A 12,796-nucleotide genomic window follows, 5' to 3' on the forward strand; every position below is an offset into this window, starting at 1 on the left:
AAATCCTAAAAAAGGGAAGGCAAAAGCCTTCCTTTTTTTTTGGTGTACTATCTTTGTCGCCACATCTCAAAACTACCAAACCTTGCAACATCCATCACACCTTCAGGGTATTTCTCTGGTTTCTCTCGCCGAGGAATTTGGCACCCCACTTTATATCTATGATGGGGAGAAAATCTTCAATCAGGTCAAGTCGCTTCAAAATGCATTTTCTGCAGCACCATTAAAAATTAAATATGCGACTAAGGCTTTGTCTAATATTTCTGTTTTGAAGCTCATAAAAAAAGCAGGAGCAGGAGTGGATGCGGTTTCGATTGAAGAAGTAAGGCTAGGATTGATGGCTGGTTTTATTGCGGATGAAATAATGTATACTCCAAGTGGGGTAAGTTTTGATGAAATCCTTCAGGCAGTGGACCTAGGTGTGATGGTCAATCTCGACAGCATTCCGTTAATGGTTCGTTTTGGTGAAACATTTGGCGGAAAAGTTCCGGCTTGTATTAGAATAAATCCGCATATCATGGCGGGAGGAAATTATAAAATTTCCGTTGGTCATAAGGAAAGTAAGTTTGGGATCTCTATCGAGCAATTACCTCAGATTTTGAAAGTGGTGAAGACTTACAATTTGAGCATCGTTGGATTACACATCCACACAGGTTCAGATATTCTTGATGCAGAAGTTTTTCTAAAAGGAGGAAATGTGCTCTTTGAAGCAGCACTTCAATTTCCTGATTTGAAGTTTTTGGATTTTGGTGGTGGTTTCAAAGTCGCCTATAAGCCCGGAGATATTGCAACTGATATTCAGGTAGTGGGTCAGGCTGTTGGGGAAGCTTTTCAAGCCTTTTGCGAAAAGTACGGTCGGCAATTGGAGCTTTGGCTTGAGCCAGGGAAATACCTGGTTAGTGAATCTGGCTATCTAGTGGTCAAAACTACCGTTGTGAAAGAAACCCCAACGGTAACTTTTGTTGGTGTGGATTCTGGATTAAATCATCTGATTCGCCCGATGATGTATGATGCTTATCATGATGTGTACAACGTAAGCAATCCCGGTGGACCAATTAAAGAGTATACCATCGTTGGCTACATCTGTGAAACAGACACGATCGCCTCTAAGCGACAGCTTCCAGAGATTCATGAAGATGATTTTCTAGTGATAAAAAATGCAGGAGCCTACGGTTACAGTATGTCCAGCAACTACAACTCAAGAATAAGACCAGCTGAAGTATTGATTTGGGAAGGAAAGGCCCATCTGATTCGTCGAAGAGAAGAATTTGAAGATCTAGTCAGACATCAGATTGAAGTTGATTTTTAACACAAAGGCACCCCATGGGTGCCTTTGGTATAATTATTGAGTTTGTTCCAAAGCCTGCGTCATTTTCTTATTTAAAATGAGATTTTATGCAGGGATCTAATTGCGATTGTACCCTCAATCCTAAGCCCTAGTCGTTTTGTAATTCTTGGATAGTTTAATTAATGCAAAGGGTAAAGTCCTGATTATTAACTTTGTCCTTTGAGTGGATTGGTTTATGCTGAAGAAAATATTAGGGATAGGACTATTGATCTTTGGCCTTTTGGCAAGCACATGCCTGAAGGCCCAGGATGTCCAATATTCTCAATTTTACTCAGCCCCACTTTACCTTAATCCAGCACTTACAGGTGCTTCGGAACTTACTCGAGTGGGAATGAACTACCGAAACCAATGGCCAGGCCTAGATCATAGCTTTAATTCCTATTCAGCGTATATCGATCACTATATTTTTGACTACAATAGCGGGATTGGATTAATTTTTAATGGAAATCAAGAAAGCCTTGCAAATCTTTCCACCAACGAAGTAGGATTGAGTTATGCCTATCGACTTCAAATCTCAGAGGATTTGTATTTCAGAATTGGAGCTCAAGCGAGTTTTGTGCAGCGTGATGCCTTTTTCTCTGATTTAGTATTTGGCTCTATGATCGATATTGTCAACGGAAATGTTGGTGTCATTACAGATGAACTAAACGGTGTTCCTTTGGATAGTCGCTATTCCTTTATGGATTATGCTGCAGGAGGGATGTTTTATGGAAACAATTTTTGGTTTGGGGGGGCTCTTCATCATATCAGCGAACCCAATACTTCTTTTGTCCAAGATCAGATATCAGTGCTTCCTCAGAAATTTTCGCTTCAAGGAGGTTATAAAATCAATCTTGCCCCTGGAGGAAGAGATTTCTTCACTCACCTCTATCAAGAGCGCTCTTTATCTTTCGCCTTTAACTACAAACAGCAAGCTCCATTCAACCAATTGGATATAGGTACTCAATTGTATTTACATCCTTTGGTGCTGGGTCTTTGGTATAGAGGACTCCCTACTAAATATAGCCTTCCGAATAATGAGTCCATTATTGGATTAGTAGGCGTCTCATTGGAATCAGGCTTGGATATAGGGTATTCTTATGATTTTACAGTTTCGAAATTAAATCAGCGTAACAGCGGTGGAGCTCATGAAATTTCAATTCGTTATACGTTTTTATGGGGTGACCCAAGAAGTAGGAATCAGAGGTCAAGAGTAATACCTTGCTTTAAATATTGAGAGACCTTTGAGGTCTCTTTTTTTTGATTCATATAGTATTGATAGTTTAATCGGAATCATTTTTTTGATTATAAAAACCATTTATTTACATCATCTTCCAACTTGTTTGCTAAATAAAAAAATATATTCAATTTGATTTTATAAATTGGTCTTTGAAATAAAGAAGTATTATGTATTTAAAATACAAAATCTTCGATATTTAATATTTAAAAACAATATTTTGAAATCGAAATACAATTATTCGAATTCAAAATAACACCCTCGCTAAAGTCATGAATAGGGTAATTCTTTTTTCGAAAATCTGGGCCCTTATCCTTCTCCAATGGATAGGCGGAATTTCCTATGTCAATGCCCAGCTTTCTGACACGATGGCAAGGACTGCCAGTTATGATAAAATGACCGTAATCGTTTCTGGCAAACTAGCCCTTTGTTCTCATAGTGAGCGAGGAAGTATTGTGCTGACTGTTCAAGGTGGAAAAGCACCCTACAAATTCAAGTGGAATAATAATGATACCTCCCAAAATAGAGTAAACCTCTATGCGGGTACTTATACAGTTTGGATCACAGACGCAGATGGTCAGATGATCACTGAGAGTATTGTTATCCAGCCCCCCTTTCCACTTATCCTCAATCCTGTAGATAAAAGGGATGCATCCTGTGGATCAGGTCAAGATGGATATGCAAGAATATCTGTCAAAATAGGACGTGGTGAACCCTACCAAGTCACTTGGAGTAATGGATTGAAAAACGTATGGGAGGCGGATAATTTAGCTCCAGGTACTTATGTGGTCACTGTAGCGGATCGATATAATTGTGATACAAGTATTTCCTTCGAAATCAAGGCTGCATCCGAGGGGATTTCTGTGTCAGAATCTGTCCAGAATATTTCTTGTTCTTCTTCCCAAGACGGAAATATCCAACTGAATGTAACCGGTGGACAAACCCCTTACACCTTTAAATGGAGTAATGGAGCTACCACTAAAGATATTTCCAATCTAAGTCCTGGGACTTACCAAGTCCAAGTAACTGACGCGAAAGGTTGTTCCTTCCAAGCGTCTTATGCCGTCCAAGCTGCGTCACAAATTCAGATTTTGGATGATATCACTCAACCTTCATGCACAGGTAGCGCATCAGGATCTATTAAATTGACTGTTTCAGGAGGGAAATCGCCTTACACCTATCAATGGAGTAATGGAAGTACTCAATCCTCTGTTCAAAACTTGGTAGCGGGAACATACACTGTTAAGGTGACAGACGCTTCTGGATGTTATTCAGAGAAACAGTTTACGTTAGCCAACCAGTCAGCACTTAGCCTTTCTTTAGTTTCGAAATCTGATGTGTTGTGCTTTGGAGATAAAACTGGAAAATTGGACTTGAATGTAACTGGGGCTGCTGGTTCTACTACTGTAAAATGGTCTGACGGCTCTACCACATTGGACAGAGATAATTTGGCTCCAGGAACTTACACTGTAACAGTTAAAGATCAATTCTGCGAAGTATCTTCCACATTCCAGATTTCCGGACCCGCATCTGAAATTCAAGTATCAGCTTCTCCTCAAAACCCTTCCTGTGCTGGAAATGACGGAAAAATTTCGCTGACCGTTTCTGGTGGTACTGCTCCTTATATATATGCGTGGAATAATGGTGCATCGGCCAAAGACCTCAGCAGCCTTGGAGAAGGAAAATATGAAGTAACCATAACCGATGAGAACGGTTGCTCCGTCCAAAAGTCCTTTGACTTGGTGTCTCCACTTCCCTTAGCTTACCAGGAGGAAATAACCCAGCCATCCTGTGCCGGTGAGTCTACAGGGGCAATTAAATTAACAGTAAGTGGAGGAAATGCGCCTTATACCTACTTGTGGAGTAATGGAAGCGTACATTCCTCTGCCCAAAATTTGGCAGCAGGAATTCATCAGGTAAAAATCACTGATGCTACTGGATGTGTTGTTGAACGACAATTTGAACTTACCAATCAATCCGCATTGAAAGTGGAAGCCATTAACGTGGCTCCAGTTTCTTGTCAAGGCAAAGAGGATGGGGCAATTGAATTGACCATTTCTGGAGCGAAAGGAAATGTAAAATTTAATTGGTCTGATAATTCTAATGCAGGTTCGAGTAGGACTAATCTTAAATCTGGAACCTATGAGGTTTTGATTTCCGATGAATCGGGTTGTACTATTTCTCAACAAGTCCAGGTAGCCGAAACTATCCAACTCCAAGCACGGGTAGAAAGTACATTGGATGTTGATTGTGAATCAGGAAAAGTGACAGGTAGAGCCTGGGTAGCCATTACAGGAGGTAAAGAACCGTATACCTATCAATGGTCAAATACAAATTTTAAGGAAAAGGAAATTGAATTTTCGAAATCTGGACTCTTGAAAGTTAAGGTAACTGATGCACTAGGCTGTGAAGTAGAAGCACAAGCGATGGTGACCTTCCCAGACTTCAGCAATCAAGGAGCAAGATTAAATTTTGAATATAGAAAGCTCGTATTCACCAATGAGCCTGAGGTAATGGTCGAGGAAGAGATTCTCTTTGAAAGTGATATTTCTCCTGAATTTATTGCTTGGGAATGGGAATTTGGAGATGGTCAAAAATCTTCTGAAAAAGATCCCATCCATGTCTTTAAAGCTCCAGGTACTTATGTAGTCAAGCTTACTGGATTTGATATTTTCGGTTGTGATCTTCAAGAAGTCAACGAGGTAGTTGTCAACCAGCCTGAAGAAATGATGGTAATACCGAATGCTTTCTCTCCAAATGGAGATAATTTAAATGACACCTTTATTCCAAAAATGAGGGGCGTTGATGAATTCAACATGCAGGTCTTCAACCTTTGGGGAGAAAAATTATATGAAGCATCAGGAGTTGAAGCAAGCGGATGGGATGGTACCTACAAAGGGCAACTCGTCCCTCCAGGAAATTATATCTATAAAATAGAATACCTGACTTGGGAAGGCATTAGAAAATCCGCCTCCGGATCAGTCTCCCTCATCAGGTAGATTTAGCCAAAATTAGGTCGTTTTTTAGGCGAATGGTTTTTTTACCATTCGCCTTTTTTTTGGACTGTCTATTTCAATTCCAGGCATTTTTGATGGATTAGGCTTCGAAATGAAAATTTTCATGAAAAAAAATTACATTTTTTTCTTTTGTCTAGCTTTTTAAAGTGTTTTTCATCCCTAGAAAAAAGAGTTATATGTTTTGATTTTTGTATATAACATACACTAAAATAAAAATGTCTTTTTGTGTATATAAAATGCAACTCTCTGTTGTATTCAAAATTAGCTTTTCTAATAATTGGCTTATATATTTTATTAAAACAAAGACATAATAACAAAATCAAATAACACTAAACAAAAAACAAAAAACAGAATATAAAAACTCATAAAACAAAAAAAGAAAAACAAACAGCAAAAAAATAAATACAAAAATCACCCCCCAAAACAACAAGAAAATGAAACCCGCCGACCTCCAATATCGCTCCTCAAAAAGCCTCCTAGTCCAGGGGATGGAGAACTTCTGGAAGGTGGCTTTCTTCTTGATCGTTCTTTTTCAATCTGCAGTAAGCATGGCTCAGGACGTTCAATATTCTCAGTTCTATGCTAATCCACTTTACCTTAACCCAGCATTTGCTGGTAGCTCTGAAATGAGCAGATTAGGCGTAAACTACAGAAACCAATGGCCTGGACTTGATCAATCTATCAATTCTTATTCTGCAAGTTTCGATTCTTACATTTTCAATGCAAATTCTGGAATCGGTATCCTTTTCAATAAATCTCAACAAAGCCAAGCAAACTTGAGTATTTCTGAAATCGCAGGTTCTTACTCTTACAGAGCAAGATTGGGTTTCAGATCTTTCCTTAGAGTAGGTGGTCAAGTGAGCTACATCGATCGTGACGCTTACTTTGGAAACTTGGTTTTTGGTAGCCAAATCGATGACGCTAGTGGTAGCATTTCAGATTTCTCAGGTGAAAACCTCGGTGCTGATGTGAGACACCAATTTGTTGATTACTCTGCTGGATTGCTTTTCAACAATGAGTCAGCTTGGTTTGGAGTAAGTGCTCACCACCTTTCTCAACCTAACATCTCCTTCATGGATGGTCAAATGAGCCAGTTGCCTTTGAAACTTTCTGTTCATGGTGGAGTCAAATTCGACCTTTCTGGTGGTGCTTCTAGAAACTTCATGAACAGAAGAGAAAATGTTCGTGAGTTCATGATCGCCTTCAATTATAAAAACCAAGAGCCTTTCCAACAATTAGACTTAGGTGCTCAATTGAACATTCAGCCTTTGGTAATCGGCCTTTGGTACCGAGGTATTCCAGTAGCAGGATCCCAAAATGCACAACATGAATCCTTGATTGGATTGGTTGGAATTTCCCTTGCAAACGGAATTGATGTTGGATACAGCTACGATTACAGTATCTCTTCTTTAGGCAACGCCAACAGCGCAGGTGCTCACGAGATTTCAATTCGTTACTCCTTCCTTGCAGGATCTCAACAAGGCGCTGGAAGAAAGTCTTCTATGCCATGTTTCAAATATTGATTTTTCATAAACAATGGGTTGGTAAAAGGGCTTTAAGCAATTAAAGCTCTTTTTTTATGGCTAAAATTTTACGTCTAATTCTGGGAGACCAATTAAATATCCAGCATCCTTGGTTTGAGAAATGCGATGATTCGGTCACTTATTTACTGATGGAAATGCGTCAGGAAACAGATTATGTCGTCCATCATATTCAAAAGGTGGTGGGAATATTTGCAGCCATGGAAGAGTTTGCCAATCAGTTGACGGCTCTGGGACATCAGGTGTACCATTATCCCATTGATCATCCTGAAAATCACCAAACCATAGCTGGCCAACTCCAATTTTTAATTTCCCGTGATCACTTTACCCATTTCGAATATCAACTACCCGATGAATACAGATTGGATCAACTTCTAAAGGAGTTGAAGACCTTTTTGAAAATTCCAGTAAGTGCTGTTGATACCCATCATTTCCTTACTTCTAGGGAATTTCTGGGTGAATTTTTCAAGGGCAAAAAAACCTTCTTGATGGAAAATTTCTACCGGGAAATGAGGAGAAAATACCAAATCCTCATGGAGGGCAATCTTCCCCTGACCGGACAATGGAATTACGATCAGGAAAATAGAAATGCACTGAAGGATAAAAAGCTGCTTCGTCCTGCTAAACTCCACCCGAAGAATGTTCAAAGGATAGTTAACCGTATTGAAACTTCGGGAGTCAAAACGATGGGTAGCATCAATCCGGAGCAGTTTCCTTGGCCAACCTCCCGATCGGAGAGTTTGGAAATTCTGGATTACTTCTGTGACCATTTACTCCAACATTTCGGAGCGTATCAGGATGCTTTGACCACATGGGATCCATACCTGTTCCATTCTCGACTTAGTTTCTCATTGAATACCAAAATGATTTCTCCATTGGAAGTTGTTCAGAAGGTGGAAAGCTTTTGGTATGGACATCAAGACCGAATTTCGATTTCTCAAGTGGAGGGATTTATCCGCCAGATTATAGGTTGGAGGGAATACATGCGAGGGATTTACTGGGCGAAAATGCCTGATTACGCTCAATTGAATTATTTCGAACATGAGCAGAAATTGCCCAGCTGGTTTTGGACGGGAAAGACTAAAATGTCCTGTTTGAAGCAATCTATCGGTCAATCTTTGGACTTGGCCTATGCACATCATATCCAACGTTTGATGGTCACTGGCAATTTTGCCTTGCTAGCAGGAATCCATCCTGATGAAGTGGATCAATGGTATTTGGGGATTTATATTGATGCATTTGAATGGGTAGAAATTACCAATACCCGGGGAATGAGCCAGTTTGCAGATGGAGGAATCGTAGGTACGAAACCGTATGTTTCCTCAGCCAATTACATCAAAAAGCAGGGCAATTATTGTGAGCACTGTGCCTATGATTCTTCCAAAAAGACCGGTCATGGCTCTTGCCCATTTAATAGTCTTTATTGGCACTTTTATGCTAGAAATAGAGAAAAACTAGAACGAAATCCTCGGATCGGCATGATGTATCGAACTTGGGATAAAATGAATAATAAACAGGAAATACTCAATCAGGCGGATTTTTACCTGAAAAATTTGGATGAGCTATAAAAAATAAAGGCAGTTTCGAAGGTGTAACACGCTTCTAAAACTGCCTTTTAGGTAAAGAAATTTACGGTCTCTTAATCACCAATCCATTCTGCTACGAAAAGGTTGGTATCTCGGGTTCCACCGTTATTCCGATTGGAAGCAAATACCAAGTATTTTCCGTCATTTGAGAAAACTGGAAATGCATCAAAAGTACCATCATGAGTGATTCGGGTAAGTCCGGTACCGTCGAGGTTGATCATGAATAGATTAAATGGATAGCCTCTTTCAGTTTGGTGATTCGATGCGAAAATCAGTTTTTCACCAGACGGATGGAAAAATGGTGCCCAGTTTGCCTTGCCTAAACTCGTGATTTTTTTCACATCGCTACCATCCGCATTTGCTACATAAAGCTCCATTTCTGTTGGCTTGACAAGGCCTTCTTTTAATAAACTTTTGTATTCCTCGATTTCTTCTTCGGTCTGAGGCCTGGAAGCCCTCCATACGATTTTTGATCCATCGGGGGAGAAAAATGCTCCTCCATCATAACCTAATTCAGAGGTAATCTGCTTGACATCACTTCCATCCAAATTCATGGTGTACAATTCCAAGTCGCCGGTACGCATCGAGGTGAATACAATTCGGTCACCTTTTGGAGATACTGTAGCTTCAGCATCATAGCCGGGCTCATTGGTTAGTTGGGAAAGAATCGTCCCATTTAGATCAGCTGTGAAAATGTCAAAACTATCATAAATCGGCCATACATATTTACCATCTGCCCTTCGTTCCGGAACAGGTGGACAGGCCTCACCTCCCAAATGTGTGGAAGCGTAGACAATGGTCTGGTCACCCGGTAAAAAATAAGAGCAAGTAGTTCGACCTAGTCCCGTACTTAGACGTTGAGGAGTTTGACTTTGGAGATCGTCTTCACGCCAGTTTAGATAATAAATCTGGTCGCAGGCATTATCCCAGCCTGCATAATCGGATTGAAAAACTAGAAGCGAATCGTTGAAAGCCCAATAGGCCTCCGCATTATTTCCACCAAATGTAAGTTGCTTGATGTTCTTGAGGTACTTCATTTCTTCCGGATGAAGTAATAAAGAGTCGGATGCAGATCGCGCTTCAGGCTCGACTTGCGTCTCGGTTTTTGGACTGCAGGCAAAGGCCAACAAGGTAAAGGCACAAAGAAGTGTTCTCATTTTCAAGGGTTAAAACAGAATAATAACTACCGCGAAGATACCAATTATTATCTTTGGCCTAAATCGACAATTCACATGAAGAAATTTCTTTTAAATCCAGCCTTACTTGCGGTCATTGTTTCGCTTTTCGTTATTGCCTGTGACGCTCCTCCATCGGATGAACAGCTTCAATCTTCCTTACAGAAAGACGTTACTTATCTCGCCGCCGATGACTTGGGAGGTCGTGCTATTGGTACCGAAGGAGAACAAAAAGCAGCTGAATACTTGGCTAAGCAATTTGAATCTCTTGGACTTCAAGCCAAAGGAACAGAAGGATTTTTCCAGCCATTTACAGTTTCAAAACCAACCAATCCTCATGAGGAAGCAGTAATTGGAACGGATGGTGATGGGGTCACTGGAAGAAATGTGGTTGGTTTTTTGGATAAGCAATCAGACAAGACAATAGTCATTGGAGCTCACTTTGACCACTTGGGAATGGGTGGACAGGGCTCGCTGCATCGAGGAGATTCTGCCATCCACAATGGAGCCGATGACAATGCCTCAGGAACGGCGGCCTTATTGGCATTGGCAACTATTTTAAAGCATGAAAAATTGCAAAGCAATGTCTTGTTTATCGCCTTTTCGGGCGAAGAAAATGGGCTTTGGGGTTCCAATTATTTTGTCAAAAACCCGACCATCGATCTTTCTACCGTTAACTACATGATCAATATGGATATGGTCGGAAGACTTAAGGAAGATAATTCCTTGGCGATAAATGGAGTTGGTACTAGTCCCAGTTTCGCTCCAGTGTTTGATCAAATTAATTCCGATAGCTTAAAATTGGTCACTTCCGAATCTGGCGTGGGTCCATCTGACCACACCTCTTTTTATCTTCAGGATTTGCCAGTGCTTCATTTTTTTACCGGTCAACATGAAGACTACCATAAGCCAAGTGATGATTCTGATAAAATCAATTATGAGGGTTTAGTCAAAGTGGTTCGATATATTTCTCGCTTGGTTACGGCTCTTGATGCTGAACCGAAATTGGCATTTACCAAGACCAAGGATTCCAGTGATTCTCCAAGATTCACTGTTTCCATGGGGGTTGTTCCTGATTACATGTTTGATGGCAAAGGCATGCGAGTGGATGGCGTGTCAGAAGGAAAACCCGCTCAGGCTGCAGGTATTCTCAAAGGAGATGTTGTCGTACAGTTGGGAGATTCTACAGTTTATGATATGATGAGTTATATGAGAGCCTTAAGTGTTTTTCAAAAGGGAGACTCAACCCAAGTGGTCATTGACCGAAATGGGCAAAAAGTAGAAGCTGTAGTCAAATTCTAATTCCCCAAGTTTGTCATCACGTTCAGTGTCAAAACACCATCCTAGAAATCTCCACCAAGGCAGTTATGATTTGGTGGAGATTTCAAAGTCCTCTCCAGAACTACTGGAGTTTATTTTTACCAATTCCTATGGGACGCTGACTCTTGATTTTTCTGACCCTAAGGCGGTTTTGGCACTGAATCGAGCGCTACTGAAACACGATTACCAAGTTGATTTTTGGGAGATACCAGCTGGGTTTTTGTGTCCCCCCATTCCTGGTCGAGCGGATTACATTCATTTCTTGGCAGATTTGTTAATCCAAAGCAACAATCAAAAGCGACCAAATTGGGAAAAAATTAGGGTGCTTGATTTAGGGACTGGAGCAAATCTCATTTATCCCATCCTAGGTGTTTCGAGCTATGGATGGTCTTTTGTAGGGTCTGAGATAAATCTTATTGCCTTTGAATCAGCTCGGAAAATCAAGGAAAATAACCCTTCTCTACAATCCAAGGTGGAACTCAGACTCCAAGGCAATTCGTCAAAGTTATTTGACTCTGTAATCCTTCCCGATGAATTCTTTGACTTGACTTGCTGCAATCCTCCTTTTTTTGAATCTGAAGAAGAAGCCCTCCATGCAAACAGACGCAAAGTTCAAAACCTAAAAGGAATCAAGGCTGTAAAGCCTTCACACAATTTTGGTGGTCAGGCCAATGAGCTTTGGACAGAGGGTGGTGAGTTACAGTTTTTGAGAAAAATGGCTCTTGAAAGCACTCAATTCAAACATCAAGTATTTTGGTTTACGAGTTTGGTTTCTAAGTCTGCCCATGTCAATCCCATGAGATCCTACTTGGAAAAATTGGGAGTTACTACTCAGAAAGTCATCGAGATGGAGCAGGGAAATAAAAAATCTCGATTTATAGCTTGGACATTTTTGAATGCAAAGCAGCAAGAGTCTTGGAAAAGTTACCGCTGGAAATAAAAAACTCTCCGGAATATTTAAATTCTGGAGAGTTAAGCGGGGTTTTCCCACTTTTATGATTAGGCGTTTAGCGTGTATTCCACACTGATTTCCATATTTAAGGCTCTGGAGATCGGGCAGTTTTTTTCAGCGTCTTGGACTAGTTCAGCAAACTGTTCTTCTGAAATTCCTTCCACTTGGGCTTTCAATACCAAGTGGGATTTTTTCAAAGTTCCTTCCTCGAAAGTAATCTGAGAAGTGACATCCAATTCTTGTGGAGGGAAATTGGCTCCGCTGAGGTTAAAGCTGAGTTTCATCGCAAAACAACCTGCATGAGCAGCCGCGATAAGTTCTTCCGGATTGGTTCCTACCCCGTCTTCAAATCGGGTATTAAAGGAGTATTGGGTTTGGTTAAGTACGGTGCTGTCTGTGGTCAAATGTCCTTTGCCTTCTTTGCCGCTTCCGTTCCATACGGCTGTTGCTTTTCTGATCATGGATTAAAGAGTTTTTATGGTGAAAAGATACTTCATAAAGGAAAATTGAGCGCTTAAAGTTTCAAGGTTTCTTGTTTCCCACAGATTTCCACGAATAAAATCACGGATAGACACAGATCACTATTAACCGATCAGTGAAATTCTGTGGGACAAATCAGTGAGAATCTGTTAGAACTATTTTTT

9 protein-coding genes are annotated in these 12,796 nt (G+C 40.5%); 7 read left to right on the top strand and 2 right to left on the bottom strand.

Features of this window, described 5'->3' with window-relative positions; genetic code table 11:
- Positions 1 to 82 precede the first annotated feature (82 nt).
- The 5 genes from lysA to AO498_RS02915 all read left to right on the top strand — a co-directional run bounded on the left by lysA (position 83) and on the right by AO498_RS02915 (position 8,687).
- Complete coding sequence (gene lysA / locus AO498_RS02895) at positions 83 to 1,306, top strand: diaminopimelate decarboxylase (protein WP_067550207.1); 1,224 nt, start codon at positions 83 to 85, stop codon at positions 1,304 to 1,306.
- Positions 1,307 to 1,520: 214 nt separating this feature from the next.
- Positions 1,521 to 2,561 (top strand): PorP/SprF family type IX secretion system membrane protein, encoded by a 1,041-nt coding sequence (locus AO498_RS02900; RefSeq protein ID WP_067543549.1) that lies wholly within the window; start codon positions 1,521 to 1,523, stop codon positions 2,559 to 2,561.
- Between the two features lie 272 nt (positions 2,562 to 2,833).
- A complete protein-coding gene (locus AO498_RS02905) occupies positions 2,834 to 5,560 on the top strand; it encodes a T9SS type B sorting domain-containing protein (RefSeq protein ID WP_067543550.1) in 2,727 nt (908 codons plus the stop codon).
- Between the two features lie 452 nt (positions 5,561 to 6,012).
- On the top strand, positions 6,013 to 7,101 hold the full coding sequence (locus tag AO498_RS02910) for a PorP/SprF family type IX secretion system membrane protein (protein WP_236778630.1): 1,089 nt from the start codon (positions 6,013 to 6,015) through the stop codon (positions 7,099 to 7,101).
- 56 nt (positions 7,102 to 7,157) lie between these two features.
- Positions 7,158 to 8,687, top strand: coding sequence for a cryptochrome/photolyase family protein (locus AO498_RS02915; protein ID WP_067543555.1), 1,530 nt, complete (start codon positions 7,158 to 7,160; stop codon positions 8,685 to 8,687).
- A 71-nt stretch (positions 8,688 to 8,758) separates the two neighbouring features.
- Here AO498_RS02915 and AO498_RS02920 read toward each other — a convergent pair whose 3' ends face one another.
- A complete protein-coding gene (locus AO498_RS02920; protein ID WP_067543558.1) occupies positions 8,759 to 9,862 on the bottom strand; it encodes a TolB family protein in 1,104 nt (367 codons plus the stop codon).
- Positions 9,863 to 9,937: 75 nt separating this feature from the next.
- On the opposite strand from AO498_RS02920, the gene AO498_RS02925 reads away from it, so the two are divergent.
- Positions 9,938 to 11,182, top strand: a complete 1,245-nt coding sequence (locus AO498_RS02925) for a M20/M25/M40 family metallo-hydrolase (RefSeq protein ID WP_067543560.1) — start codon at positions 9,938 to 9,940, stop codon at positions 11,180 to 11,182.
- Positions 11,183 to 11,192: 10 nt separating this feature from the next.
- Complete coding sequence (gene rlmF / locus AO498_RS02930; protein WP_067543564.1) at positions 11,193 to 12,140, top strand: 23S rRNA (adenine(1618)-N(6))-methyltransferase RlmF; 948 nt, start codon at positions 11,193 to 11,195, stop codon at positions 12,138 to 12,140.
- A 59-nt stretch (positions 12,141 to 12,199) separates the two neighbouring features.
- Here rlmF and AO498_RS02935 read toward each other — a convergent pair whose 3' ends face one another.
- Positions 12,200 to 12,613 carry an OsmC family protein gene (locus tag AO498_RS02935; protein ID WP_067543567.1) on the bottom strand — a complete coding sequence of 138 codons (414 nt, stop codon included), beginning with the start codon at positions 12,611 to 12,613 and terminating at the stop codon, positions 12,200 to 12,202.
- Between the last annotated feature and the right edge of the window lie 183 nt (positions 12,614 to 12,796).

It is taken from the genome of Algoriphagus sanaruensis, from assembly GCF_001593605.1.
GTDB classification, from domain to species: domain Bacteria; phylum Bacteroidota; class Bacteroidia; order Cytophagales; family Cyclobacteriaceae; genus Algoriphagus; species Algoriphagus sanaruensis.